Annotated in this window: 18 protein-coding genes and 1 pseudogene; 9 read left to right on the plus strand and 10 right to left on the minus strand. The window is 62.3% G+C overall.

Features of this window, described 5'->3' with window-relative positions:
* Positions 1 to 4: 4 nt before the first annotated feature.
* The 5 genes from ACMQ11_RS10610 to ACMQ11_RS10630 all read right to left on the minus strand — a co-directional run bounded on the left by ACMQ11_RS10610 (position 5) and on the right by ACMQ11_RS10630 (position 8831).
* Positions 5 to 2146: a DUF4493 domain-containing protein gene (locus ACMQ11_RS10610; RefSeq protein ID WP_418992748.1), complete on the minus strand. Its 2142-nt coding sequence runs from the start codon at positions 2144 to 2146 to the stop codon at positions 5 to 7.
* Positions 2143 to 3924 (minus strand): DUF4493 domain-containing protein, encoded by a 1782-nt coding sequence (locus ACMQ11_RS10615; protein ID WP_418992749.1) that lies wholly within the window; start codon positions 3922 to 3924, stop codon positions 2143 to 2145. The genes ACMQ11_RS10610 and ACMQ11_RS10615 overlap by 4 nt, the downstream gene beginning before the upstream one ends.
* A gap of 16 nt (positions 3925 to 3940) precedes the next feature.
* Positions 3941 to 4732, minus strand: coding sequence for a DUF4493 domain-containing protein (locus ACMQ11_RS10620; RefSeq protein WP_418992750.1), 792 nt, complete (start codon positions 4730 to 4732; stop codon positions 3941 to 3943).
* Between the two features lie 11 nt (positions 4733 to 4743).
* A complete protein-coding gene (locus ACMQ11_RS10625; protein ID WP_418992751.1) occupies positions 4744 to 6507 on the minus strand; it encodes a fimbrillin family protein in 1764 nt (587 codons plus the stop codon).
* Between the two features lie 206 nt (positions 6508 to 6713).
* Entirely contained in the window at positions 6714 to 8831 is a 2118-nt protein-coding gene (locus ACMQ11_RS10630) for an alpha/beta fold hydrolase (RefSeq protein ID WP_418992752.1), read from the minus strand.
* A gap of 77 nt (positions 8832 to 8908) precedes the next feature.
* On the opposite strand from ACMQ11_RS10630, the gene ACMQ11_RS10635 reads away from it, so the two are divergent.
* Together ACMQ11_RS10635 and ACMQ11_RS10640 are read left to right on the plus strand one after the other, a co-directional pair.
* Entirely contained in the window at positions 8909 to 9517 is a 609-nt protein-coding gene (locus ACMQ11_RS10635) for an NUDIX hydrolase (RefSeq protein WP_418992753.1), read from the plus strand.
* A 13-nt stretch (positions 9518 to 9530) separates the two neighbouring features.
* Positions 9531 to 10655, plus strand: a complete 1125-nt coding sequence (locus ACMQ11_RS10640) for an acyltransferase family protein (protein ID WP_418992754.1) — start codon at positions 9531 to 9533, stop codon at positions 10653 to 10655.
* A 38-nt stretch (positions 10656 to 10693) separates the two neighbouring features.
* Here ACMQ11_RS10640 and ACMQ11_RS10645 read toward each other — a convergent pair whose 3' ends face one another.
* From ACMQ11_RS10645 to ACMQ11_RS10665, 5 genes are all read right to left on the minus strand, one after another.
* Complete coding sequence (locus tag ACMQ11_RS10645; protein WP_418992755.1) at positions 10694 to 12064, minus strand: FAD-dependent oxidoreductase; 1371 nt, start codon at positions 12062 to 12064, stop codon at positions 10694 to 10696.
* 141 nt (positions 12065 to 12205) lie between these two features.
* Positions 12206 to 12610 (minus strand): polyketide cyclase, encoded by a 405-nt coding sequence (locus ACMQ11_RS10650; protein WP_418992756.1) that lies wholly within the window; start codon positions 12608 to 12610, stop codon positions 12206 to 12208.
* A gap of 10 nt (positions 12611 to 12620) precedes the next feature.
* On the minus strand, positions 12621 to 13469 hold the full coding sequence (locus ACMQ11_RS10655) for a transglutaminase domain-containing protein (RefSeq protein WP_418992757.1): 849 nt from the start codon (positions 13467 to 13469) through the stop codon (positions 12621 to 12623).
* Between the two features lie 24 nt (positions 13470 to 13493).
* Positions 13494 to 13910 carry a tRNA (adenosine(37)-N6)-threonylcarbamoyltransferase complex ATPase subunit type 1 TsaE gene (gene tsaE / locus ACMQ11_RS10660; protein ID WP_418992758.1) on the minus strand — a complete coding sequence of 139 codons (417 nt, stop codon included), beginning with the start codon at positions 13908 to 13910 and terminating at the stop codon, positions 13494 to 13496.
* Position 13911: 1 nt separating this feature from the next.
* Complete coding sequence (locus ACMQ11_RS10665) at positions 13912 to 15462, minus strand: response regulator (RefSeq protein ID WP_418992759.1); 1551 nt, start codon at positions 15460 to 15462, stop codon at positions 13912 to 13914.
* 402 nt (positions 15463 to 15864) lie between these two features.
* Here ACMQ11_RS10665 and ACMQ11_RS10670 point away from each other — a divergent pair, with 402 nt between their 5' ends.
* The 7 genes and pseudogenes from ACMQ11_RS10670 to lptC all read left to right on the plus strand — a co-directional run.
* Positions 15865 to 16137, plus strand: a complete 273-nt coding sequence (locus tag ACMQ11_RS10670; protein ID WP_418992760.1) for an HU family DNA-binding protein — start codon at positions 15865 to 15867, stop codon at positions 16135 to 16137.
* A gap of 354 nt (positions 16138 to 16491) precedes the next feature.
* On the plus strand, positions 16492 to 18042 hold the full coding sequence (locus tag ACMQ11_RS10675) for an Rne/Rng family ribonuclease (RefSeq protein WP_418992761.1): 1551 nt from the start codon (positions 16492 to 16494) through the stop codon (positions 18040 to 18042).
* Between the two features lie 215 nt (positions 18043 to 18257).
* Positions 18258 to 21587, plus strand: coding sequence for a transcription-repair coupling factor (gene mfd, locus ACMQ11_RS10680; RefSeq protein ID WP_418992762.1), 3330 nt, complete (start codon positions 18258 to 18260; stop codon positions 21585 to 21587).
* The gene (locus ACMQ11_RS10685) at positions 21584 to 22324 is read left to right on the plus strand and encodes a type III pantothenate kinase (protein WP_418992763.1); all 741 of its coding nucleotides are present in this window, start codon (positions 21584 to 21586) and stop codon (positions 22322 to 22324) included. Before mfd ends, ACMQ11_RS10685 begins: the two co-directional genes overlap by 4 nt.
* On the plus strand, positions 22299 to 23672 hold the full coding sequence (locus ACMQ11_RS10690; RefSeq protein ID WP_418992764.1) for an OmpP1/FadL family transporter: 1374 nt from the start codon (positions 22299 to 22301) through the stop codon (positions 23670 to 23672). Before ACMQ11_RS10685 ends, ACMQ11_RS10690 begins: the two co-directional genes overlap by 26 nt.
* Before the next feature lie 43 nt (positions 23673 to 23715).
* Positions 23716 to 25053: a tetratricopeptide repeat protein gene (locus ACMQ11_RS10695; RefSeq protein ID WP_418992765.1), complete on the plus strand. Its 1338-nt coding sequence runs from the start codon at positions 23716 to 23718 to the stop codon at positions 25051 to 25053.
* A gap of 18 nt (positions 25054 to 25071) precedes the next feature.
* A pseudogene (lptC, locus tag ACMQ11_RS10700) lies at positions 25072 to 25638 on the plus strand (LPS export ABC transporter periplasmic protein LptC); the annotation flags it as partial.
* Positions 25639 to 26030: the final 392 nt, after the last annotated feature.

Consider the following 26030-nt stretch of genomic DNA (forward strand, 5'->3'; position numbering starts at 1 on the left):
GTCGTTAATATACCCATTCGAAATCGTCGGCCCACAGGTGGTTGTCGCGGCACCCGTTGAAGAAATCTCCGTAGGCGTTGGCCGAAAGGGAGATTACCAGCGTGTAGTTGCCTGTGGGGGCCGCTGCGTCCTTGTCGTACCAGTGTATTTGCAGGGAGTGGTCCGTCGAAACGAGTGCATCGCCGGCGGTCGACTGCTCGATCCACATCGAGCCGTAGCCCAGGATCTTCCCCTCGTTCACGCTCTCCATGCCGTTTTCCGGGTCCCACGAACCGCTGCACGTCGAGCTGCCGATGATGTTGAACGTCGAAGCGACCTCGTGTCTTCCGCTCCAGTTCACGATGGCTACGAACACGCGCGCCTTGTCCTGCTCGCCGATAGCCAGCGGTCCGCCCGCCTTGTTGTCGGTGACCTTGCCGACCTGGGCATGGTATTTCAGCCGCAGGGCACGGGGCCGGGCGGTGTAGGTATAGGGTTGGCCGAATCCCACCGTTCCCGTCGTGCCGCTCATGTTGAACGTGCCTGTGAAGAGATTTCCGGCAGCCGGGGCGGCAATGTAGTAGGTCGACTGCATGTTGGCGTAGTGGTTGGTCCCGGCCGACCCTTGCGTGCAGAGCGTCTTGGTGTTGTTGTTGTTTCCGCTGCCCCAGAACGTCGAGTTCTTGCTGTCCGATACCGTGAAACAGGGCAGCGAACCGTTCTCCATGTCGCCGTCGCGGATGATGTCGCCGGTCGGGGTGGCGATCGTGAGCGGATACTCCCTTTCGCCGAGCAGCGCGCGGCATTCGTAGCTTTTTCCGGCGGAGATACCCGTGCCCGCTTTTTGGGTGTATACGGTTTGTGCTTTAGAGTTGACCGACGCAACCCACTCGGGCCGGAAAGTGGCCGTGTAGTGTCCCTCGCCGTCGGCGGTGCCGGCCGCCTCCTGCCACTCTCCGCCGGGGGTGCGCATGCCGAACGTCACGGACGTGACTGCCGGATCGAGCACCAGCGCTTTCAGGGTGAGGGTGTTGTGCCACAGGTCGCAGTCCGCGGCCGCGGGCTTCAGTATGCCCTGCAAGCGGAAAACTGCGTCGGTCGTGAGCGTCCCGCCCGCATTGTCGGCGACGCTGAACCGCAGCGTCTGCTCACCGCCCGGGCGGCCCGCGAAGAAAGCGTCGGAGAGGGTTACCGTGAGCGTGTTCTCATCGGGATGCTCCGCCGTGACGCCCTCGATGGGTGTCGTGGCTGCGGCCAGCAGGTCGCAGGTCTCGCCGCCGAAGAGGAGCCTCGCCTCGGTCATCGGCTTGACGGTCGAGATGTTGAACCGCTTTTCGCCCGTGAGGAAGTTCTGCACCTCCTCGATGTCGAATCCGTCGCCCTCGATCGTCGGATCGGGGCTGAAGATGATCGTGTCGTCCGCATCGTCGGTCGAGTCGTCCACCACCAGTTCGAACACACCCTCGATGAAGCCGGGCAGGTCGGGTTTGTAGGTGAACGTAAGCGTGTATTTGCCGAAGCTTTGGATGCCGGTCATGGTTCCGGTCTTGACGATGAGCCCCTTGTCTGCATGTTCGCCGCGGAACTGCCATGCGAGCGTGGTCATGCCCTCCGGCAGAACGAAATAGCCTGCCGCGTCGGCCGTGTAGTGCAGCACGGGAGTGGTCCCAGATTCGATGAGTTTTTCATCGAACGTCTCGGCGGCCATCACCCAGGCGTCGCGGTTCGTGCCGAAATTCTCGGCGACGCCCTCGTCGAATTTGACCTCGACCACCGTGTTTTGCAGTTTGCACGCAACCTCTACCGGGGTGGTCTCTCGGGCCACGACGGTGAACGGCTGTTCGCCCTTGTAGAATCGCCGGGTGAACGAGGCCGGGACGCTTTCGCCCGCCTCCACCGCGATACGGTATTCTCCGGCGAGCAGTTCGAGCCGTGCGGGCAGGTCGGCGCGGGAGGTGTACTTGCGGATCAGTTCGCCCGAGGCCTTGTAGATACGAACGGTGAGGTAGTCGAGCGGTTCGTAATCCCCGCTGTCGGCCGTGCGGGTCGTCGTGATCCGCAGCGCCAGCGCGCCCGTGCCGTCAGTCGTGTCGGGCACCGGCTCTTTCGAGCAGGCCAGCGCCAGCAGCGCGAGGGCCGGAACGAGGTATTTCAGGAGTCGTCTCATTGTTTGGTCGTTGCGGGTTGTACCATCGTCAGCACCGCGGCGGTCTTGCCGCCCGCGTTGTCGATCACTTCCAGGTGGAATTTGTAGGTGTTGGGAACGCCCGGAGTAGACGGGTCGAGGTCCTTGAGAATCCCGACGAACGTCGCCCCGACGGGGAACGTGACGGCGGTCCGGTCCTTTACCTGGTCGAGCACGGGGAAGCCGACGAAACTGCCCAGGAATTCGGCCTGATCCTGATTCACGGTGCAGAGGTCGAACCACTCGAGCAGCGAAGACATACTCACCGCTTCGAGCAGGGGAACGAGCGCCTCGGATTCGATCCGGACCCGCAGGGCCTGGATGCCGCCCTCGGGCGCCTCGATGTCGATGATGACATCCTCGGCCGCCTCCAGCACGTAGGGCTGGGCAATATCGTGTCCTGCCATCACGATGGTCGGTCCCTCGTTCGTTTCGTTGTTGCGGTCCACCGTCAGCACGAGCGAGGCTTGGGCCGTCTGTCCCTCGGCGTCGGTTACGGTGAATGCGAACGTGTGCGTGCCGTCGAAGCCGTAGAGCAGCCACGGCAGCTGACCGCCGATATAGAATGTCTTTTCGGCGGCATGCAGCACGTCGTCGCCCACGGGGAATCCGAAGCCCTGCAACAGCGCCGCCGGGGCGCCCGAAACGGTGCAGAGGTCGAATGCGGCGGGAATGCCGGTATCGCCGAGCGCCGTGAGGAACTCGGGGCTGGTCGAGGTGATCGCCACCTCGAACGAGGCGACCCGGCCGGGGGCCGCGACTCCGATCTCGAACGGTTCCGAGCAGAGGTTGTTCTCATCGAAGAGCGACGCCTTGAGCCGGAACGGCGTACCGAACTCATGCCCCGTCCACCCGAGGGTCGGCGCCTCGACAAGCGGTGCCTCCTCGTAGACCGGCTCCCATAGATTCTCGGTGCCGTTGACGGTGATCGTCTCGTCGAGGATGAAACTGTCCACCACGATGTCGAATTTCGCGTTGCCCTTGTCGGCGTAGTCGATCACCAGCGTGATCTTGCGCCACTGCCCGGCACGCACGCCCTTGATCTGCTTCGAGAATTTTACGGCGCCGCCCTCCACGAATTCGCCCTCGAGCCGGAAATCGAGCGTATTCTCCTCGGCCTCGGACAGAAAGAACGCCGCGCGGGTTTCGCCGATCTCGAACGTCGTGCGGGCGCTGCCGATCGTGACGGTGGCGGCGGTATTCTTGCTCAGCTGCTCGGCCAGGTCGACCGCGCACAGCAGCGTCACCTTGATATTTTGCAGCGTGCAGACCACCTTGTCGATGGTCGTGGGCTTGTTCTTGAGGATCGTGAACGCGTGCGAGGTGCCGTAGACCGGCTTGTCCCAGGCGACGGGCTGGAGGGCTGCCGGGTCTGCCGAGCAGATTTCCATCCGGTAGCTGCCGACGGGCAGTTCCAGCGGTTTTTCCTGCAAGGCCGCCCGCAGTTCACCGTAGGTCGATTGGTAGACCGAAACGTCCTCGGCATCGAAAATTTCGACCGTATAGCCGTCGGTGTCCGGCGCCGTCCGGGTCGATTTGGCCGTGGGTCGCTGCGTCTCGTCCTCCGTGTCGTCGGGCCGGGTGTCGGTCTGGGCGTCGAAAATCACGCGCAGGTCCATGGCACCCGTCAGGAATCCGGTCGCCTGTCCGACGGGTTCTTCCGGCTCGGTATTCTTCTTGTAGGGCGGTTCTTCGTTCACGCAGCCCGCGAAGAGCGCGATCGCGGTCATTGCCGCCAGCATCTTGGTAAGAGTCTTCATATCGCTTGTCGTTTTTTTATTCGTTGTCCGGAATGGCTCCGTCGTTCAGCTCGACGGGAATCAAGCGTTCCTCGACGAAATCTTCAGTCAGATTTATCTTCAGCGTCACGCTGCCCGCCTCGCGGGCGTCGAACAGGAACGTGTGGCGCGTGCGGGGCGCGGTGGCTTCGAGCACCTGCTCGGGGAACGTGTAGGGACGGTCGAACGCCGTTCCGGTCTGGCTCTGGAGCATGGCCGTGCCGTTGAGCGTCAGCCGCGTGCCGGCTTTGACCCAGACGGCCGGGTCGGCCGTTTCGGCCCCGGGCGTGAAGCGGAACGAGTTGCCCGACTCGGTGGTCAGTGTGAACTCTGCGTCGTGGAAATAGGCAAGGAACGCCTCGGTGGCGCGCACCGCGGTCTGCGAGTTGGCCACACGGGCCGTGACGGTCGCCCGATTGAGTTGGCGGGCTTTGATCTCGATCGTCTCCTCGCCCGTGTAGTACGGTTTGTCCGCGCCCTCGGCTTCGGGGTCTCCCCAAACGATCCGGGCCGTGTAGCTGCCCTTGACCAGCAGTTCGTCGCTTCGGTCGAAAGCCGCGAGGTTCTCCCACGTTCGGTCGTAGTCGTCGCCCGTGATTCGGAGTGCGAACTCGTCGGCCGAGGGTGCGGGCCCGGTTTCGACCTGGGCGCGGGTTGCGATCCGGTTGTCGGCGGCGGCTTGCAGCGCGAGCCGTCCGCAGCCGTCCGAACCCTCTTCGGTTGCGGTTTTCGAGCATCCCGCCGCCACGAGCAGCGCCGATGCGAAAAGAGCTATTGCGTGTTTTTTCATGGCGTAGTCGGTTAGTGGGCGATGGATACTTTTACGTTGTCGATGTAGATGTAATAGAAATAGGAACCGCTGAAACCGCCGTCGCTGCCGTAGGCGACCCAACTCAGACGCGTATTGTTCCGGCCCGTCGCGGTGAAAGGCGTGATCTTCTGATTGACATTGGTGTAGGAACCGTTCGTGTTGGCCGTGATGTTTCCGGCCTGCGATTCGATGTCCGCATTGGCTCCGTTCTGAAGGCCCGCTGCGGTCGAGGTCCCGTATTTGAGTTTGGGTGCGCCCTTGTTAGTCGAACCGCTGTAATCAAAATTGATGCGGACATTGACCGACTTTCCGGCCTTGATTCCCGCGAGCGGTGCCGAATCCATACGGGCTTCGTAATCGGCATAAACCCACAGGCCTCCTTCTCGATGGCCCGCGATCCGCACGCTTTTGCCTGCCTGGCCGCCTGCGCGGGCCGCCGACCAGCCGGAGAGTCCGGGAATCCAGATGGCTGCCGGGTCGTTGTTGGCTCCGGTCGCGCCTTCGCCGTCGGAAAAAGTCGTTACCGTATCGAAATTCTCCTCCAACAGGTAGGGCACCGCCAATTCCTGCTTGTTTTCCGTAGACCACGCTTCGACCGCATCGAATTTCACGCTCTTACGGACCACGGCGCTCTCCGACTCGTACTCGACCTCGACCTCGCGGCCCGAGAGGCGGTCCTCCCAAGAGGGCTTGAGCATGATGGTATGCGTTCCGTTGGCATCGGGCCGGAACTCCAGCGTGTTCGAATCGTTGCCGAACGTGGCGTCGGCCGGAGCCGTCAGCTTGATGCGCGTCACCGCCTCGCCCAGGGTCGCCGTTCCCTTTTCGGCGGGCAGCGCGAAGCGCAGCCGCGTGAAGAGGCGCCCCGCGGCGGGCACGTTGTAGTCGATGGGTGTGGTGCGGCCCGGCCGGAAATCCTTGCCGGCGAAGGAGGCCGTTTTCGACTCGCAGGTCTGCCCCAGCGCAACGATTTCAATCGGCTGGTCTTCGGGAATATCCAGAGGCCGGATAGCCGCGAACACCACGTCGCCGGCGTTCTTCGGTTCGGCGAAGCGGAGCGTCAGCGTATTCGAACCTCCGGTCAGCACGCTTTCAGCCTCGGGATCGGCCGCGTCGACCGTCAGCCGTCCCACGACGGGTTGGGGAAAGGTCAGCTGCAACTCCGAGACGGGTTCGTTCAGGTCGTTGCGGGGGATGCTGATCTTCAGCACGTGGACCTTGTGGGTGAAATGCAGGCTGATGATGTCGCTGTTGTCGCCCTCGGCGAGCGCCTCCGCGCCCGCCACCGGATCGGCGACCATTACCAGGCAAGGTATCTTCCGGCTGCCGTCCTGCACGGCCGGAATGTCGAACGAGGCGCGCGTACCGTCTACGGCCGCGGGCCGGGGCGATACGGCGTAATAATTATAGGTCCCTGCCTCCATCTGCGGAATGTCGGCCGTGAACTTGGCCGCGTTCCAGTCGGCGTTGTAGTGGTAGAGGGCGAATTCGTGCGCCGAGAGGGCGAACGTGCCCCCCCCCGTATGCTCGGCCCAGAGGGCGATCCGGTCGTCGGTGTTCCACTTGACCGTGATGCCCTCCTCGTCGATCTCGCTGCGGGTCACGGCCTGGGAGGCGATTTCGATCCGCGGACCGGAGGCCACCGTCACCCGTATGGTTTTCGCGTCCGGCTGCGCATCCTCCTCCGCCCGCTGGGAGCACGAGGCAATCAGCAGCGGCAGCACGGCCAGCATTTTCCAAAACGTTATTCGCATAGCGCTGAGTCTTTTATTAAGATGTGCAAAAATAGCCAGCCGCACGTTTGTACGGAAATAAATTCAACGAACACCCCGATTTTCATCACGAACAGACCGCTTTGCGGGTTTTCGCACAGAGCGTTTGCGCACGAAAAAAGGCCTGCCGCAAGGCAGACCTTTTCTTTTCGGACGATCGGAAAGACGCTCCGAACGGGCGGAAACGTTTATTTGACGTACCGGTCGAGCCAGCCGAAAAATTCGCGGTTCCAGACCAGCGAGTTCTGGGGCTTGAACACCTGGTGCGCTTCGTTCTCGAACGCCACCAGCCGGGCCGGAATGCCCCTTACGCGGGCCGCCGTAAAGGCTTCGAGCGACTGCGTGTAGGGGATGCGGTAATCCTTTTCTCCGGTGAAGATCAGCATAGGCGTGTCCCACCGGTCGACGAACTTGTGGGGCGAATTGGCGTAGGAGCGCTGCGCCGTGGCATTCGCCTTGTCCCAGTAGGGGCCTCCGTAATCGTTGTTGACGAACCACAACTCCTCCGTCTGGCCGTACATCGAATCGAAATCGAAGATGCCGCAGTGGGCGATGAACGCCTTGAAACGCTTGTCGTGGTTCCCCGCGAGGAAGAAGACCGAATAGCCGCCGTACGATGCGCCCACGCACCCCATGCGGGACTGGTCGGCCCACGGCTCGCGGGCCACGTCGTCGATGGCCGCGAGGTAGTCGCGGATGTTCTGTCCCGAGTAGTCGCCCGAAATCTGGTCGAGCCACTCCTGCCCGAACGAGGGCAGGCCCCGGCGGTTGGGCGCCACGACGACGTACCCTTGCGCGGCCATGAGCTGAAAGTTCCAGCGGTAGCTCCACGCCTGCGACACCACGCTCTGCGGGCCGCCCTGGCAGTAGAGCAGCACGGGGTATTTCCTGGCGGGGTCGAAATCGGGCGGCAGGATCACCCATGTGAGCATCTGCTTGCGGTCGGTGGTCTCGACCCAGCGTTTCTGCACCTCGCCCATCCGAATGCGGTCGTAGACGGGTTTGTTGATGGCCGAAAACTGTCGCAGCGCGCCGTTCGCGGGGTTCACCTCGTAGAATTCGGTGTCGGACGAGATCGTACACAGTTCGGCCACGATGCGATCCCCGGCCCGGCTGAACGCATTGATGTCGTGGTCGCCCGCGGTGAGCACCTCGACCTCGCCGTCTTCGACGGCCACGCGGCAGATCTGGTGCGTGGCCTCGATCGGGGCGATGAACCAGACGCTTTCATTGCCGTCCCAGACGACGTTCAGGGCGTTGTAGTCGAAATCCTTGGTGAGGTCCGTCAGGCGTCCCGTCTCCAGATCGCAGACCAGCAGCCGCTCCTTGTCCGACTCGTTGCCGGGGCGGCGCTGCGAGCGGAACGCGATTTTCCGGTCGTCGGGCGACCAGACGGGGTATTTGTCGTAGCCGACCATCTCGGCCAGGTCGAGGACCGCCTCGCCCGGCCCTGCGTTACGGCCCGTGAGGGGTTTGCAGATATTGCGGGTTTCGCCCGTCGCGGTGTCGTAGACGAAAATATCCGAATCGGTCGAGACGGCGTATTCGGTGCCCTTCAGCGGCTTGCAGGTGTAGGCCACTTTGTCGCCCGCATGGTTCCAGGCGATCTCGGCCATGTCGAAATAGGGAGCCAGCGGGGTGTCCCATGCCGCCTGCGGGCCGATAATGTCAACGCCCGGCTGCATTTTCCCGCCCGTCAGATCGCCCACGAAGAGGTGCATGTGCTCGCCCTCGTCCCAGTAGTCCCAGTGGCGGACCATCAGGTCGTCGTAGATGCGGGCACGGGACTTGTCCAGGTCCTTGTGGATGTCCGCCGAACGGCGGTCGGCCGCCTGCACGCGCTGCACGTACCACGCCCGGTCGCCCGCGGGGCTGATGCCGAAGCCCTCGACGTCGCGGTCGAAATCCGAGAGTTGCCGTGCGTCGCCGCCCGCGGGGTTCATCGCCCATACCTGCATCTTTCCGCTGCGGTCCGAGAGGAAATAGATCGCTTTCCCGTCGGCGCTCCACCGGGGCGAGACGTTGTTCGAGGAGGTGTCCGTCAGGCGGGTCACAGCGCCCGAGGCGAGGTCCTGCACCCAGAGGGTCGTTACGCCGCGGTTTTCGGCCATCGAGTAGTCGGTCTGCTGGTAGAGCAGGGTCATGCCGTCGGGCGAGAGCGACGACGAGCCGGCGCGGCTCATCTTCCACATCACCTCGGGGGTCAGTATGCCCCGGGCCGTCTCTTCGGCCGTCAGGGCGTTGTCGATCTTCAGGGGTTCGGGGCGCCGCTCGCACGCGCCCAGCCCCGCAGCTGCAATAGCCATAAGGAGCATGATTTTTTTCATTTTCGTCGGGGTTTCTCTATTTATTTCTACCTTTGTTACTCTAAAAATCGGAAAACATGGACCGCACCGTTTATTTTGCAGACAAGGCCGTGCTCTTTACTGCACACGATCCCTCGGGCGCTTATCATGCGGTGGCCGCCGACATGTCCGGGGCCGTTTCACGCGACAAGGTACTCAAAATTTTGGAAACGCACAACCCGGTGGCGCTCGTTTCGGCGGACCCCGAGCGCGCTTTCGGGACTTTCGCCGCCGGGTTCACGCAGGTGGAAGCCGCCGGGGGCGTGGTTGTGAACGAGGGGGGCGAGTGGCTGATGATCCGCCGCAACGGCCGCTGGGACCTCCCGAAAGGGCATGTCGAGTGCGGCGAAGACACCCCCGCGTGCGCGGCCCGCGAGATCGGGGAGGAGACGGGCGTCTGCGCCGAGGTCGGGCGTCCGCTGTGCGACACGTGGCACGCCTACTGGTTTCCCCGAACGGCCCGCTGGGAGCTCAAGCACACGCATTGGTACCTCCTGCGCGCCACGGGCTGCCATACGCTTGCGCCTCAGACGGAGGAGGGGATCGAAGAGGTCGCGTGGTGCTCCCCCGAGCGCGTCGAGGAGAATCTGCGGGGCTCCTTTCCCACCATCCGCTGCGTGGCCGCCGCGATGAAAAACCGAAAATAATCCGCCCGACTGCATGACCCGAACATCCTGCCTGCATTCCAAACCCCACTACGCCATTCTCGACGGCCTGCGCGGCGTGGCCGCCGTGCTGGTGGTCCTCTTCCACCTCTTCGAAACCTTTGCCGCCGACCGCTTCGATTACGTCATCGACCACGGCTACCTGGCCGTCGATTTCTTCTTCATCCTCTCGGGCTTCGTGATCGGGTACGCCTACGACGACCGCTGGGGCCGGATGACGTGGCGCGATTTCGTCAAGCGGCGGCTCATCCGCCTGCACCCGATGGTCGTCATGGGCATGGCGATCGGCGCCGTCTGCTACTACGGGGGCGACTCTTCGGCCTTTTCGGTCATCGGAGAGACCCCGGTGTGGAAGATGCTCTTGCTGCTCGGGCTCGGGTGCTTGATGATCCCCGTGCCGCCGTCGATGGACATCCGCGGCTGGACGGAGACCTATCCGCTCGACGGTCCCGCCTGGTCGCTGATGTTCGAGTACATCGCCAATATCCTCTACATGCTCCTGCTGCGCCGCCTGCCGACGCTGCTGTTGGGCGTGGCCGTAGCTGCGGCCGCGGCCGCGACCGTCTGGCTGGGCATCACGGGACCCAACGGCGACTTTATCGGCGGCTGGGCCCTGACCGGGCACGAACTCACGGTGGGATTCGTGCGGCTGGCCTATCCGTTCCTGATGGGACTGCTCATGGCGCGCATGAACCGCCTGATCCGCATCCGGGCGGCGTTCTGGGTGTGCAGCCTCGCGCTCATCGCCGTCTTCGTCTCGCCCCGACTGGGCGGCCCGGAGTGGGTGAACGGGCTCTACGAGGCGGGCTGCATCCTGCTCGTCTTTCCGCTCATCGTGGCCGCCGGCGCCGGAGGCCGCATCTCGGGCCGCTTCTCGACGGCGGCCTGCCGTTTTTTGGGCGACATCTCCTATCCGCTCTACATCACGCATTACCCCCTGATCTACCTCTATACGGGTTGGGCCAGCGACGTGCATCCGTCGCCCGGAGCGGCCGCGGGGTACGGCGCGCTGCTACTGGCGGGGAGCCTGGGGATTGCCTGGGTGTGCCTGCGCTTCTACGATCTGCCCGTGTGGGCGTGGCTGACGCGGCGGTGGCTCGAAAGGAGGCGTTCCGCATAAAGCGTAACGCTTCGGTCGGAACAGCCCGTCTCGTCGGGTCAGGCGAAGAGGTCGTTGAACGTCTCGGTCATGCTCGGGTGGGTGTAGATCCCCTCGCTCAGTTCGCGGGCCGTGATGCCGTGCCGCATGGCCAGCGCCACCGCGTCGATGACTTCGACCGACGAGGGCCCGAAGAGCGTGCAGCCTACGACGAGGTCCGTGCTGCGGTCGATCACGGCCTTGAGCAGCCCCTCGGCCGAACTCATCGTCCGGGCGCGGGGGATCGTCGAGACGTCGATCCGGTTCACGCGCACGTCGAGACCCTGCCCCGTGGCCTCCGCCTCGTGCAGCCCCACGTGCGAAAGGGGCGGCTCGATGTAGACCGAATAGGGAACCGGCCCGCGGTTGAGCGTGGTGCGTACGCCCTCGCCGAAAAGGGCGTCGCGGATAATGCGCGAATCGTCCAATGATATATAGGTAAACTGCGGGCCGCCCGTCACGTCGCCCGCAGCGTAGACGCCCGGCGCGGAGGTTTCGAGGTGCTCGTCGACCCGGATCGCGCCCCGCTCGTCGGTTTGAATGCCGGCGGCCTTGAGGTTCAGCCCTCCGGTGGCCGGGCGGCGGCCCGTGGCCAGCAGCACGGCGTCCGCTTCGAGCGCATAGCCGGCGGCCTCCGCCTCGCCCGCCACGTCGATCCGCACGCCCTGCACCGTGTCCTGCACCGCGGCGACCCGGGTGCCTGTCCGGAATGCGATCCCGCGCTTTTCGAGCACCCCGCGCACGGCTTCGGCCACGTCGCGGTCCTCGTGCGGCAGCAGTTCCGAAGCGCTTTCGAGCACGGTCACCGCGGAGCCGAACGAAGCGTACATCGAGGCGAACTCCAGTCCGATGTATCCGCCGCCGATCACCGCCAGCCGATGCGGCAGCCGCTCCAGCTCCATGATCGTCGTGCTGGTGTAGACCCGGTTGCTTTCGGTCAGCCCCCGGATGGGCGGAATGACGGTCTCGGAGCCGGTGTCGAGGATGATGCGGCGTCCGGCCAGCAGCTCGACGCTCCGGGCCCCTTTCACCGCCACCTCGTGCGGCGAGATGAAACTGCCCTCGCCCGTCCAGAGGTCGATCAGCGGGTTGTCGGCCAGCTTGCGGTAGTTCAGTTCGCGCAGCGACTCGACGAGCGCTTTCTTTTCGGCGATGGACTGCCGGTAGTAATCCTGCCGCTGCCCGAACGATTGGGGGCGGCTGGCCGCGGCCAGCGATGCCTTGTGGATGAGGAACTTGGTGGGGATGCAGCCGATGTTGATGCAGGTGCCGCCGTACATTCGCTGGGAACGTTCCACCAGGGCCACGCTCCAGCCGCGCGCGGCCAGCTGCCCGGCGAGGGTCTTGCCGGCCTTTCCGAATCCGATGATCAGGGCGTCGTACTCTTTCATAGTGCTTCCTTTTTGTTGTCGAAACGATACCGATGCAAATTTCGGGTCTTTTCGCCGCGCAGGCGTCGAACCCTTTCCGCCGGGGGTGCAAAAAAACGGACACGCGAGGGGCGTGTCCGTTTCTGCCGAAGCGTCAAGTGACTATTGCTGCATGGCGCGGGCGACCCCCTCGGCGATCTGGTCGATGGCCGTCTGCAATTTGCCGCCGATCATCATCTTCATCATCGTGTTCAGTTCGACGTGCAGCACCAGCCGCATGCGGGTGTCCGCGTCGGAAACCTTGTGCAGCTGGATCCAGAACGCGAAATCGAGCGGCACGCCGCCGTCGTCGCCTACGATCTTGACGTGCCGCGGCTCGGCGCGCTCCTCCATGCGGAGTTTCACGGTGAACCCCTTGGCCTTGAACGAACAGGTGTCCTCTGTGGCCTGCCACTCCTCGACGCGCTCCTCAACGGCGGGCGTGAGGTTGTCGAAGCGGCTGACGACGCTGTAAATCTGCTCCGCGGGGCGGAGAATGCGGTGTTGTTTGGAGATGTATTCCTGCATGTAGTCTTGTTTAGATAACGGTGGTATCGGGTGCGGCCCAGAAGCGCTCCTCGTCGGAGGTCAGCATGTCGCTGCCCTCGAGCTTGAATCCCCCGAATCCGGGCGGCAGCAGGACCACGGAGCGGCCTTCGTAACGGTTCTCCTTGCCGTATCCGGTCTGCTCCCAGCAAATGAACCAGTAGAGATTCTTGGCCCAGTAGGCGAGGTATTCGTCGTCGGGGGCGGTTTCGAGCAGGGGGTGAACCCGCATCGGCGCCCCGTCGATGGTGCGGCGGCGCATCTGCTGAAGCGAGAGCGGTGTGCCGTCCGGATCGGAGACCCAGGCACGCTCGTCGGAGTCGATCATGGCCCATTGCTGCCGCTCGGGCAGCCAGACGATGTTGACCACATGGCAGTCGCTGTCGAGCGAGTCGGCCGGCAGACAGGTCACGAAGCGGTTTGTGATCCCCGAGGCGAGCAGCAGTTCGTGCAGGAGGATCGAGTGCAGCCGGCAGTTGAACGCCGGTTCCACCTCGCGCGTGTACTCCCACAGCCCGATGGCGTCGCGCCGCCGGGGATAGACCTTTTGGTTTTCGTGGGGGATGTGGGCCGCGACGAAGCGCGCCACGGCGAGTGTGTTCTCCCACGTCGACGCGCCGGGCGCAAGCAGCGTGTCGAGCCGGAAATAGGTGCGTATTTCACGTGCCTGCACGTTGTCCTGCACGTAGGCGAAGCGGTAGGCTACGCTGTCGGACTGGTAGCCTGCGGCACTGCGCAGCAACTCGGCACGCCGCTCCAGCTCCCCACCGGAATGCGATGCGCAGCCGGCGAGCAGTGCACCCGCAGCCACGGCGGATAGGATTTTCAAGGTTTTTTTCATGGGTATTTGTTTTTCGGGAACAGTCTATTCGATCTCGAACGTGCGGGCTGTGTCGCTGTCCACGGCGATGCGCACCGTGACGACATTCTCGGGAAGCAGCTGCTCGATCTTCTCGGGCCACTCCACCAGGCAGAGGTCGCCCGAGTAGAAATACTCCTCGTACCCCAGATCGAAGGCTTCGCGCGGATCGTCGATGCGGTAGAAATCGAAATGGAAGATACGGCGGTTCCCCGCACCCCGGTACTGGTTGACGATGGCGAACGTGGGGCTGGTCACCGTATCCGTGACGCCCAGCAGGGCGGCTATTTCGCGGATGAGCGTGGTTTTCCCGGCACCCATTTCGCCGCGCAGGGCAACCACCGTGCGGCGGCCGGTCTGGGCAATGACCGCCTCGGCGACCTGCGGGAGCTCGTCCTCGGCGGTGATGTGGATGGTTCTCATGTTATTGTTTCGGTTTCAGAACGATGTACGGTACGATCATCTCCTCCATCGATATTCCGCCGTGCTGGAACGTGTTGCGGTAGTAGCGGATGTGGCGGTTGGCGTCGTTGTTGTAGACCAGAAAGTCGGTGTTGTAGGCGAAGATGTAGCTCGACGTGAGGTTGCTCGACGGCAGCTGGATGTCCTCCGGGCGGAGCACCTCGTAGACCTCGCGCGAGTTGTACGCCAGGTTGCGCCCCGTCTTGTAGCGCAGGTTGGCCGAGGTTTCGCGGTCGCCGGTCACTTTCACCGGGTTGTCCACGCGGATGGTGCCGTGGTCCGAGGTGATGACCACCGTATGCCCCCTCTCGGAGAGCATCTTGAGGATGGTATAGAGGTCCGAATGTTCGAACCACGAGCGCGTCAGCGAGCGGAATGCCGCCTCGTCTTCGGTCAGCTCGCGGATGATGTCGGTCTCGGTGCGCGCGTGGGAGAGAATGTCCAGGAAATTGTAGATGATAACCGAAAAATCGGCATCGTAGACCTTTTGGATGTTGTCCACCAGGCGCCGTCCCTGTTCGGGCCGCACCAGCTTGTCGAACGAGAATTTCCACTGCTTGCCGTTCTGGGTCATCAGCCGCCGCAGGAACTCCTCCTCGTACTGGTTCTTGCCGCCCTCCTCGTTGTCGTTGAGCCATTTCTGCGGCATCAGACGGTCGATGGCCAGCGGCATCAGCCCCGCGAATACGGCGTTGCGCGCATACTGGGTGGCCGTGGGGAGGATGGCGCAGTAGAAATCGTCCTGCGCCACGTCGTACCAGCCCCGCAGCAGGGACGAGATGGAGCGCCACTGGTCGTAGCGGAAATTGTCGATCAAGAGCAGCGTGGTCTTCCGGTTCTCGTCGGCCACCGGGAAGATGCGGTTGCGCATGAGCGTGTGCGACATGACGGGCGTGTCGTCCGCACGCTTGTTGATCCAGTCGTAGTAGTTGCGGCGCACGAATTTCGAGAACTCCTGGTTGGCCTCGCTCTTCTGGTAGGCGAGCACCTCCTTGATGCTCTTGTCGGTCGAGGAGTCCAGCTCGATCTCCCAGCCCGTCAGACGGCGGTAGAGCGAGCACCAGTCGGCGAACGTGTCGGCCATTTGCAGCGACTGGGTGATGCGGCCGAACTCCGAGCGGTAGTCGGCCGTGGTCTGCTCCGTGACGAGCTGCTGCGAGTGGACGTTCTTCTTGATCGAGAGCAGCACCTGGTTGGGGTTGACGGGCTTGATCAGGTAGTCGGCGATCTTCGAACCGACGGCCTTGTCCATGATGTTCTCCTCCTCGCTCTTGGTGACCATGATCACGGGCGTGGTGGGCCGCACCTCCTTGATCTTGGGGAGGGTTTCGAGCCCCGTCATGCCGGGCATCATCTCATCGAGGATTATCAGGTCGTAGGCCTCCTCCGAAGCCATGTCGATGGCATCGTAACCGTTGTTGCACGTCTCGACCTCGTAGCCTTTCTGCTGAAGAAAAAGCACGTGGGGCTTGAGGAGTTCGACCTCGTCGTCTACCCAGAGTATTTTGACCATACTGCTTGAATTGGTTTGCAAAATTAGCGATTTTTAGATCAAACGCAAAAACCCCGCGGTTTATTGGCTGCATCGGGTTATTTCGCCGGCTGCTGCGCGGAAGAGCGCTGGCGGGACCGGCGTTGCGAAAAATTTAATTTTTCTCATAACATAGTGTCTTTCAATTTGTTGTTAGAATTTAAGGCGGCTCGGAAGGTAATTAATTAACCCACTGACACAGAATATTTTGATTTTTGGTTCGGTTTTGCCCGATATTTGTTATCGTGTTGTGGTAGTGGAAAGTAGGACGCGGATTAAAAAACGTGAAAAAATTTCCGGGTTTATTGGCGGAAATACAAATAAAGCGTATATTTGCAGTCCGAATGTTTTGCAGGGAACTTAATATTTTAAAAACTAATAATTATGACAAAGGCAGATATCGTAAGCGAAATCGCTAAGAGCACCGGCGTTGAGAAAGTGCAGGTGCAGGCCATCGTCGAAGCTTTCATGGATAGCATCAAGACGTCGCTGACCAATAACAACAACGTGTACCTGCGCGGCTTCGGCAGTTTCATCGTGAAGAAGCGTGCTCAGAAAGTTGCCCGCAACATTTCCAAGAACACGACCATTACCATCCCCGAACACAACATTCCTGCTTTCAAGCCCGCCAAGAGCTTCGCAGCGAAAGTAAAATAACTCAACGAATAAATCAAGAACCTCTAAAATCAAAGGACTATGCCAAACGGAAAGAAGCATAAGCGTCACAAGATGGCTACCCACAAGCGCAAGAAACGTCTTCGCAAGAATCGCCACAAGAAAAAGTAGGGTAGCACCTTCGTGCTAACGATAGATAAAGCTAAAGGGGCCCGGGGCTCTTTTAGCTTTACCTGTTTTTGAACTTGCGCGGCTCCTGCCGCATTTTACCCGACCCGAACGCCCGCCGTGCGCGTGTCCGGTCTTCCCATTGGAGTTATCCGCCACTTCATCGCAAAAGGCGCACCGATACTAATTTCAGCCATTCGCCGCTCCGTCGGAGCGCGCACACGATAAATGAACAGAGAATTAATCGTCAACGTCAACCCGACCGAAATCTCCATCGCCCTGTGCGAGGACAAGGTCCTGGTCGAGCTCAACAAGGAGCAGAGCCAGACGGGTTTCGCCGTAGGAGACATCTACCTGGGCAAGGTACGCAAGATCATGCCTGGTCTGAATGCGGCATTCGTCAACATAGGACACGAAAAGGACGCTTTCATCCACTACCTCGACCTAGGGACCCAGTTCCCCTCGTTGCAGAAGTTGGTCGATTCGCAGCAGCCCGGCAAGCGGGGCATGCGCGTCGAGGGGATGAAACTCGAACCTCCCGTCGAGAAATCGGGCAAGATCGCCTCGTACCTCCAGGTCGGGCAGTCCATCATGGTACAAGTCGCCAAGGAGGCCATTTCGACCAAGGGGCCGCGCCTGACGGCCGACATCTCGCTCGCGGGCCGCAACGTGGTGCTGGTTCCGTTCTCGTCCAAGGTCTTTCTCTCGCAGAAGATTCGCTCGACGGACGAGAAGAAGCGCCTGCGCCGCATTGCCGCCGCCGTGCTGCCCAAGAATTTCGGCGTCATCATCCGTACCGCGGCCATGGAAGCCAGGGACGAGGACATCGAACACGATATCCAGACCCAGATCGACCGCTGGCGCAAGACCTGTGCGGCGATCAAGAAGAGTACGGCCCCGGCCCAGTTGATGAGCGAGATGAACCGCGCCAATACGATCATCCGCGACTCGCTGAACGGTTCCTTTTCGCAGATCGCCGTGGACGACGAGGCCATGTACAAGGAGATCCGCAACTACATCCGCGAGATCGACCCCGAAAAGGAGAAGATCGTCAAGCTCTACCGCGGCAACGTACCGATCTTCGACAACTTCGACATCTCGAAGCAGATCAAGTCGCTCTTCGCCAAGTACGTGTCGCTGCGCCGGGGCGCTTATCTCATCATCGAGCGCACCGAGGCCATGAACGTCATCGACGTCAACTCGGGCAACCGCACCAAGGCCGAGGACAACCAGGAGCAGACGGCGATGGACGTCAACCTCGCGGCGGCCAAGGAGATCGCCCGCCAGTTGCGCCTGCGGGACCTGGGCGGCATCGTCATCATCGATTTCATCGACCTGCACAAGGCCCAGAACAAACAGGCCCTGTTCGACGAGATGGTCCGCCTGATGGCCACCGACAAGGCCAAGCATACGGTGCTGCCGCTCACGAAATTCGGGCTGATGCAGATCACACGCCAGCGTGTGCGCCCCGTGGCCGTGGAGAACGTCTCCGACGTCTGCCCCACCTGCAACGGCTCGGGCAAGATCGAACCCACGGTTCTGCTCGACAAGAAGATCGAGAACCAGATTTCGTTCCTCACCGAGGACCGGGGCCAAAAGTTCATCAAGCTCGTGGTCAGCCCCTACGTGGCCGCCTACCTCAAAAAGGGCCTCTGGTCGTTGCGCCGCCGCTGGGAGTGGAAATACAAAGTGCGTCTGGAGATCGCCGAGGACCAGAGCGTCGGCATCGTCGAGGTGCATTACCACGACAAGAAAGACACGGACTTAATCAACAAGTGATTTCGATTCTCGCGGGCACCTTTCGTGCTTCCCTTGTCGTCCGGGACAGACGCATACCTGAGTATGCTCCTGTCTCGTCCGTCGCACGAAACACGAAATCTGCTCCACGACAATCAAAATCCGGCGCAGCTCGCCTGAAATCGAAAATCGATTTTATCGAGTAGCGGTGGCATGAAGATGATTTTTAATTTTTAATTCTTAATTTTGAATTGTCGATGACCGCCCGTGAGCAGCTGGCGCAGTTCGCCGCAGGCGCGAAAGCCCTCCCGAAACTGTGCCGCGAATACAAGAACCGAAGCGCAACCGTCCATCTGAAAGAGCTGGTCGGCGGGGCGCTTTCGTTTTATGCCGCCGCGGCCGTGGCCCGCACGGGCGGCGTACACCTCTTCGTGGCCGAGGACCGCGACGCCGCGGCCTACCTCCTGAACGACTTTTACAACCTCCTGGACGAAAGCCGTGTCTATTTCTTTCCCACGTCGTGGAAGCGTACGGTGGCCTCGGGCACCGAGGATGCGCAGGGCGTGGTGCAGCGTACCGCAGCCCTCAATGCCTTGCGCGGTTTCGCGGGCAAGGGCTACCTGGTCCTCTGCACCTGGCCCGAAGCGCTGGCCGAGCGGGTCGCCGACGCCGAGGCCATCGAGCGGGGCACGATCGCGGTCGGGGTGGGCGACCGCATCTCGATCGAGGTGCTGGTCGACGCCCTGACGGAAGCCGCGTTCCGGCGCGTGGATTTCGTCTACGAACCCGGCCAGTACTCGGTCCGCGGCGGTATCGTGGACGTCTTCTCCTACTCCGAGAGCAAACCCTACCGGCTCGATTTCTTCGGCGACGAGGTCGACTCGATCCGCCGTTTCAACATCTCCAGCCAGCTCTCGGCCGACAAGTTGGAACGGGTGGAGATCCAGCCCGACCTCTCGGGTCAGACCGCGGGCGCAAGGGTTTCGCTGGCGCAATTCGCCGACAGCGAGGCCGCCTGGTGGTTCTACGACCCCGATTTCGTGCTGCGCCGGGTCAACGACGTGCGCCGCCGGACGCTTCAGGATATGGAGGAGCCCGAGCGGATCGACACGCTGCTCACCTCGCGCAACGGCCTTTTGGCCGACCTTGCGGACAACCGGCTTTTCGTGCTGCGCGACAACCTCCCCGAGCGCCCCGCAACGGCCTCGGTCCGGTTCTCCACGGCGCCGCAGCCCCGCTTCAACAAGAATTTCGAGCTGCTTGCGGACGACATGATCCGCAACGCGCTGCGCGGTTACGAGACATTCATCCTCTCGGAGAACAAGGCGCAGGTCGAGCGGCTGGAGAACATCTTCCACCAGATCGGCCGCGGGCAGGCCGTCGTCCGGGCGATCTCGACGACCCTGCACGAGGGGTTCGTCGACAACGACCTGAAGCTCTGCCTCTACACCGACCACCAGATTTTCGACCGTTACCAGCGCTACCGCATCAACGGCGAAATCCGGCGCGACGAGCAGCTGACCGTGGCCGAGCTGAACCAGCTGCGCCCGGGCGACTACGTCGTCCACATCGACCACGGCGTCGGCCGCTTCGACGGGCTGGTCAAGATCGACGAGAACGGCAAGCAGCACGAAGCCATCAAACTGGTTTACAAGGACGGCGACGTGCTGTTCGTCAACGTCCACTCGCTCCACCGCATCGCCCGCTACAAGGCCGGCGACGGCGAGCCGCCGAGGGTCTACAAGCTGGGCAGCGGCGCCTGGCAGAAGCTCAAGAACGCCGCCAAGAAAGCCGTCAAGGACATCTCGCGCGAGCTGATCGCCCTCTATGCCCGGCGCAAGGCCTCCAAGGGCTTCGCCTTTTCGCCCGACAGCTACCTGCAACACGAGCTGGAAGCCTCGTTCCAGTGGGAGGACACGCCCGATCAGCAGGCGGCCACCGCGGCCGTCAAGAAAGACATGGAGTCCGACCAGCCGATGGACCGCCTCATCTGCGGCGACGTGGGATTCGGCAAGACCGAGGTGGCCATCCGTGCGGCGTTCAAGGCGGCCGTCGACGGCAAGCAGGTCGCCGTGCTGGTCCCCACGACCATCCTGGCGTTGCAGCACTACCGTTCGTTCTCGGAGCGCCTGCGCGACTTTCCCGTGCGGGTCGAATACCTCAACCGCACCAAATCGTCCAAGGAGGTGGCCCGTATCCGCGAGGAGCTGGCTGCCGGCAAGATCGACATCCTGATCGGCACGCACAAGATGCTGGGCCGGCAGATCGTCTTCCGCGATCTGGGGCTGCTGGTCATCGACGAAGAGCAGAAATTCGGCGTCGCGGCCAAGGAGAAACTCACGCAGATGAGCGTGGCGGTCGACACCCTGACCCTCACCGCGACCCCCATTCCGCGCACGTTGCAGTTCTCGCTGATGGGGTCGCGCGACCTGTCGGTCATCTCGACGCCCCCGCCCAACCGCCAGCCCATCCACACCGAGTCGCACGCTTTCTCCGAGGAGATCGTCCGCGACGCAATCGAGGCCGAACTGGCGCGCGGCGGCCAGGTCTATTTCGTCCACAACCGCGTCGACGACCTTCTGACGCTCCAGGGGCTCATCACGAGGCTCTGTCCCAAGGCCCGTGTGGGCGTGGGGCACGGGCGCATGCCCGCCGAGCAGTTGGAGAAGCTGATCATGAATTTCATCTACGGGGAGTTCGACGTGCTGCTCTCGACGACCATCGTCGAGAACGGCATCGACATCCCCAACGCCAATACGATCATCGTCAACGACGCCCAGCATTTCGGCCTGAGCGACCTGCACCAGCTGCGCGGCCGCGTGGGACGCTCCGACCGCAAGGCCTATTGCTACCTGCTCTCGCCGCCCGACGAGCTGCTCTCGTCCGATGCGCGGCGGCGCCTGCGGGCCATCGAGGAGTTCTCCGACCTCGGGTCGGGCTTCAACATCGCCATGCAGGATTTGGACATCCGCGGTGCGGGCAACCTGTTAGGTGCCGAGCAGAGCGGCTTCATCGCCGACATCGGCTTCGAAACCTACCAGAAGATCATGAACGAAGCGGTGGCCGAGTTGCGGGCCGAGGGGCTGCACGTCGCGGGGCTCAGCGCCGACGAGGAGCAGGTGGTGGGCCGGATGCGCTACATCGACGACGCACTCATCGACATCGAGGTCGAAGCGGGTCTTCCGGACAGCTACGTGGCCCAGCAGGCCGAGCGCCTCAAACTCTACCGCGAGCTGGATTCCATTCAGGACGAAGAGGCTTTGCAGGCGTTCGAGAGCCGCCTGGCGGACCGTTTCGGGCCCCTGCCGCGCGCCGCGACGGAGCTCCTGAACGTGGTGCGCCTCCGTTGGGAAGCCATCCGCCTGGGCATGGAGCGCGTGAAAGTCAAGAACGGGCTGATGATCGTCCATTTCGTGGGCGAGGAGGATTCGCCCTACTACAAGAGCGAAACGTTCATGGAGCTGCTGCGCCGCGTGACGCAGCGTCCCGACCGGTTCGTTCTCAAGCAGCACAATAATCGGCTGGGAATGACCGTTAGAAATGTCAAAGACATCGAAGACGCTTACAAAACGTTGCAGCAGTTGTGAATTTAATCGTTGACATCGGAAACACCCTCCTCAAACTGGCTGTTTTCGACCGAGGCCGCCTGGTCGCCCAGCGCAGCGCCGAGCGGCTGCATCCGGCGCTGCTCGGCGAGTTGCTCGACGCCTATCCTGTCCGGCAGGCCATCGTGGCCTCCACGCGCGGCGAGGCGGACGAGGTGCTGGAGCTGCTCGGCCCGCGGGTCGAACGCTGCCTGGAGTTCACCTCCCAGACGCCCGTGCCCATCGCAAACGACTACCTCACGCCCGAAACGCTGGGCCGCGACCGTCTGGCCGCCGCCGTCGGTGCGGCGACGCTCTATCCGGGGCGCAACGTGCTGATCGTCGATTTCGGCACAGCGCTTACGATCGACCTGGTGACTGCCGACAACACGTTCCGCGGCGGGGTGATCTCCCCGGGGATGCACACCCGCTTCCGGTCGCTGCACGACTATACGGCCCGTCTGCCGCTCTGCTGCGCTACGGCGGACGAGGAGCTGCTGGGGCGCACGACCGAGGAGGCCATCTCGCGCGGGGTGATGCACTCCCTGACTTTCGAGATCGAGGGCCATATAGCCCGGATGCGGGAAAAAATCGACGATTTGCAGGTAATTTTTACCGGTGGGGACGCGAAATGCTTTGTGAAAAGAATTAAAAACACGATATTTGCAAATTGTAATCTGGTATTTACGGGACTGGATCGAATTTTAGAGTATAATGCAAGTGAAGAACCCCATAATTAAACTGGTTGTCGCGGCAGCCGCGATGCTTCCATGCGCCGTTGCGGCCCAGACAAGCAGTATCAACGCCTTCTCCCCCTATACCATGTACGGCATCGGCGAGCTGAATACGCCCGGAACGCTGCCGATGCGGTCGATGGGCGGTGTCGGCGTGGCCATGCGTTCGTCCGGTACGATCAACCTGATGAACCCCGCGGCTTACAGTGCTGCGGCGCCGAAGAGCTTTCTCTTCAATTTCGGCCTGGAGGGGCAGAACTACTACAACGCGCAGACCGCCGAGGGCATCTCCAAGCGCACGGCTTACAATACGTTCAATTTCCACGACATCGCCTTCCAGTTTCCCATCGCCAAGAAATTGGGCCTGGGCTTCAGCCTCACCCCGTACAGTTCGGTAGGCTATCGCGTCAAGTACGACCACCCCTTTTCGGCCACCGATCCCGTCTGGGGCAACGTGGGGCGCATCCAGTACCAGTACCAGGGCGAGGGCGACGTGACGGAGGTCAAGGTCGGCATGGGCTGGGAGATTTTCAAGAATTTCTCGGTCGGCCTGGCCGCACAGTATTACTGGGGCGACATCGACCGTTCGTTCGTCATGACCCCGCAGTCCATCACGGGCGACGGCACGTTCACCTCGTCCGTCGGGCAGGACAATTACAGCATCTCCTCCTTCAAGGGGCAGGTGGGCGTCCAGTGGAACGCCATCCTGGACAAGAAACGCGCCCTGACCTTCGGCGCGGCGTTCGATTTCGGCGGCGATCTGAGTCCGCGCGTCACCAAGCGCATCTACGTGGGCGACCTCTACAATACGGTGGTCAAGGGAGACACGACGCATATGGCACTGGTATTGCCGCGTCAGCTTACGGCGGGTGTATTCTACCAGACGGCCAAGTGGTCCATCGGGCTGGATTACACCTACCAGAACTGGGGTGGCAGCAACAGTCGCACCGAATCGACCGGCGTGAGCGGTCCCGACCAAACCTCCTTCGAGGTGGCCTATGCCAATACGAGCACCGTCAAGTTCGGCGTGGAGTATACCCCTGCCCGCTACGACGTGCGCCGCTTCCTCAAGCGCTGGTCCTACCGCGCGGGCTTCCGCTACGGCGACTACAACCAGACCTACAACGGCCATCGGCTGTCGCAGTATGCCGTCACGGTGGGCGTGGGCGTTCCCGTGAAGTTCCTCTCGATCTCGGGCATCGACGTGGGCTTCGAATACGGACGCCGCGGCTATAACGTGGCCGAACGCATCGGGCTGGTGCGGCAGCAGTATTTCAAGTTCGCCGTCGGCTTCACGCTCTTTGCGGGCGACGAGAACGGCGAGTACTGGTTCCTGCGGCCCAAATACGATTAGAACGATAACTGAACTGACATAACAACAAAAATTAATCTGACCGATGAAAAACGTTAAATTCCTGCTGACCGCGGCGTGCGCGCTTTTCGCAGTTGCCGCGACGGCTCAAACCGATTTCAGCTCCCCGCAGTATGCCAAATGGGGCGATACGCCCGAAGCGCGGGAACAGAACATTCTGAACAGCAATTTTCTGAAGGAGTCGTGCGACAACCGCGAGTACAACCAGGCCGCGCACTATTTCCAGGAGCTGGTCAAGAATTGTCCCACGGCCTCGGAGAATATCTACGTGCGCGGTGCCGTAGTCTACAAGAATAAGATCAACCGCGCCAAGAGCCTGGCCGAGAAGAACCAGATGATCGACTCGCTGCTCTTGACCTACGACCTGCGGGCCGAGTATTTCGGCGACCACCCCAAGCGCGGCCGCGCCTACATTCTCGATCGCAAGGCACGTGAGTTTGTGACCTTCAAGCCCAACGACCGTGCCGGCATCCGCCAGGCATTCCGCGAGGCGATCGAAGCAGCCGGCGAGAATCCCGATCCGGAGACCATCGTACTCTATTTCGGCAACCTCTGCGACGACTACAAGAATACCGACGAGGTGATGCCCGACGAGATCATCGCCGAGTACGACCGGCTTACGCCCTACTTTGCGAACAATCCCGAAGCCGCCGAGTACAAAAACCAGTTCGATGCGGCCTTCGGTCTGAGCGGTGCGGCCAGCTGCGAGAACCTCGAAAAACTCTTCCGCGCCAAGATGGAAGCCGCTCCCGACGATGAGGCCCTCCTCTCGCAGGCTGTTTCGCTCATGTCGCGCGCCAAGTGTGACGGCGACTACTATTTCTCGCTGGCCGAAAAGTACTATCAGGTCAAACCTTCGTCCGAGACGGCCATGTTCCTGGCCCAGGCTTTCCAGAACAAGGGCGATTACGCCAAGGCCACCAAGTACCTCAATGAGTCGCTGGCTGTCGAGCAGGACCCCGCCGAGCGCCAGAAGTTGCTCGTGCGCATCGGACTGGTCGAGCTGGTGTCCAACAACATGCAGGGTGCCGCGGCCGCTGCGCGTCAGGCCCGCGATCTGAATCCCGAGGATGGCGTTCCCTATTTCATCCTGGCCCAGTGCTACGCCGCTTCGGCTGCCAACTGCGGCGGATTCAACGGTCAGGCCACCTTCTGGGCTGCTTACGACACGATGGCCAAGGCTGTCGAGCTGTTGCAGGACGACACCGACTACCTGCCCGCCGCCAAGACCTATCTTGCGGCCTACCGCAGCCGCTTCCCCTCCTCCGAGGAGTGTTTCTTCAACGAGTTGCAGGAGGGCGCACGCTATACGGTCAACTGCGGCACCGCTGCGGGTGTTGCAACCACCGTCCGCGCACGCTAAGCGGCTTTACGGCGACGTATGACTCGACGCGCATTACGATATGCCCTGGTAGCACTCTCCCTTGCGGGGAGTGCTATCTTGCTATTCTCCTGCGAGCAGACACGGAAGGGCGATTCCGCGGCGGCCGAGGAGACGATGATGACCGAGTACAGCGAGAACCTCTCGATCGTCATGTCGCAGAACGGCCGCCGCTCGTACCATTTCGTCACGCCGCTCGTCGAAGGCTATTCGCTGGCCCGCGAACCCTACCGCGAATTCCGCAAGGGGGTCAAGATCACCACCTACCAGGACGACTCCCTCTCTACGGTCGACGCCGTGCTGACGGCCAACTACGCCATCTACTACGAGAAGCGCGACCTGTGGGAGGCGCGCGGCGACGTGGTGGTGGTCAAGTCCGACGGCAAGACCCTCTACACCCAGCAGTTGTTCTGGAACGCCAAGACCAAGAAGATCTATTCGAACGTCGATTCGAAGATCGTGCAGACCGGGGGCCGCGACGTCTTCATCGGCGAGGGTTTCGAGTCCGACGAGGAGTTCAAGGACTGGCGCTTCCGCCGGATGAAAGGGCGCATGGAGGTCGAGGTGACGCCCACCGACCAGACCGATTCCACGGCCGCCGACTCACCCCGGGAGCGCTCCACTGCCTCTTCTCGTGAGCGCTCCGGCGCCTCATCCGTGCCGTCCGATACCCCCGCAGCTGCGGATGCGCGCCCCGTGCCGCCTCCCCGGCCCGCGCGCCGGGCTGCCCGTCCCGACCAAAGCGCGTCGCAGACGGTCCGTTCGGCCGGGACCCTCCGCGCCCTGCCCGATCGAACCGAACGGACTGTGCCGCTCCGACTGCAATCTGCGCCTTTGAAAACCGTCGAGGCCCCGTCGCAGGCCGACGCCCGGACCGCCGTCTCGGAGCCGCAGGCCGCCTCCGCCTCTTTGCAGCCGGGTAGCCCGCAGGCCGCCGCCTCCGACGCCCGGACCGCCGC

This window comes from Alistipes sp., from assembly GCF_048465575.1.
Lineage (GTDB): Bacteria > Bacteroidota > Bacteroidia > Bacteroidales > Rikenellaceae > Alistipes.

What these genes read in the sequence shown, in the direction of transcription:
- ACMQ11_RS10610 (WP_418992748.1), bottom strand. Translation starts at nt 2,146, where the DNA reads ATGAGACGACTCCTGAAATACCTCGTTCCGGCCCTCGCGCTGCTGGCG.
- ACMQ11_RS10615 (WP_418992749.1), bottom strand. Translation starts at nt 3,924, where the DNA reads ATGAAGACTCTTACCAAGATGCTGGCGGCAATGACCGCGATCGCGCTC.
- ACMQ11_RS10620 (WP_418992750.1), bottom strand. Translation starts at nt 4,732, where the DNA reads ATGAAAAAACACGCAATAGCTCTTTTCGCATCGGCGCTGCTCGTGGCG.
- ACMQ11_RS10625 (WP_418992751.1), bottom strand. Translation starts at nt 6,507, where the DNA reads ATGCGAATAACGTTTTGGAAAATGCTGGCCGTGCTGCCGCTGCTGATT.
- ACMQ11_RS10630 (WP_418992752.1), bottom strand. Translation starts at nt 8,831, where the DNA reads ATGGCTATTGCAGCTGCGGGGCTGGGCGCGTGCGAGCGGCGCCCCGAA.
- ACMQ11_RS10635 (WP_418992753.1), top strand. Translation starts at nt 8,909, where the DNA reads ATGGACCGCACCGTTTATTTTGCAGACAAGGCCGTGCTCTTTACTGCA.
- ACMQ11_RS10640 (WP_418992754.1), top strand. Translation starts at nt 9,531, where the DNA reads ATGACCCGAACATCCTGCCTGCATTCCAAACCCCACTACGCCATTCTC.
- ACMQ11_RS10645 (WP_418992755.1), bottom strand. Translation starts at nt 12,064, where the DNA reads ATGAAAGAGTACGACGCCCTGATCATCGGATTCGGAAAGGCCGGCAAG.
- ACMQ11_RS10650 (WP_418992756.1), bottom strand. Translation starts at nt 12,610, where the DNA reads ATGCAGGAATACATCTCCAAACAACACCGCATTCTCCGCCCCGCGGAG.
- ACMQ11_RS10655 (WP_418992757.1), bottom strand. Translation starts at nt 13,469, where the DNA reads ATGAAAAAAACCTTGAAAATCCTATCCGCCGTGGCTGCGGGTGCACTG.
- tsaE (WP_418992758.1), bottom strand. Translation starts at nt 13,910, where the DNA reads ATGAGAACCATCCACATCACCGCCGAGGACGAGCTCCCGCAGGTCGCC.
- ACMQ11_RS10665 (WP_418992759.1), bottom strand. Translation starts at nt 15,462, where the DNA reads ATGGTCAAAATACTCTGGGTAGACGACGAGGTCGAACTCCTCAAGCCC.
- ACMQ11_RS10670 (WP_418992760.1), top strand. Translation starts at nt 15,865, where the DNA reads ATGACAAAGGCAGATATCGTAAGCGAAATCGCTAAGAGCACCGGCGTT.
- ACMQ11_RS10675 (WP_418992761.1), top strand. Translation starts at nt 16,492, where the DNA reads ATGAACAGAGAATTAATCGTCAACGTCAACCCGACCGAAATCTCCATC.
- mfd (WP_418992762.1), top strand. Translation starts at nt 18,258, where the DNA reads ATGACCGCCCGTGAGCAGCTGGCGCAGTTCGCCGCAGGCGCGAAAGCC.
- ACMQ11_RS10690 (WP_418992764.1), top strand. Translation starts at nt 22,299, where the DNA reads ATGCAAGTGAAGAACCCCATAATTAAACTGGTTGTCGCGGCAGCCGCG.
- ACMQ11_RS10695 (WP_418992765.1), top strand. Translation starts at nt 23,716, where the DNA reads ATGAAAAACGTTAAATTCCTGCTGACCGCGGCGTGCGCGCTTTTCGCA.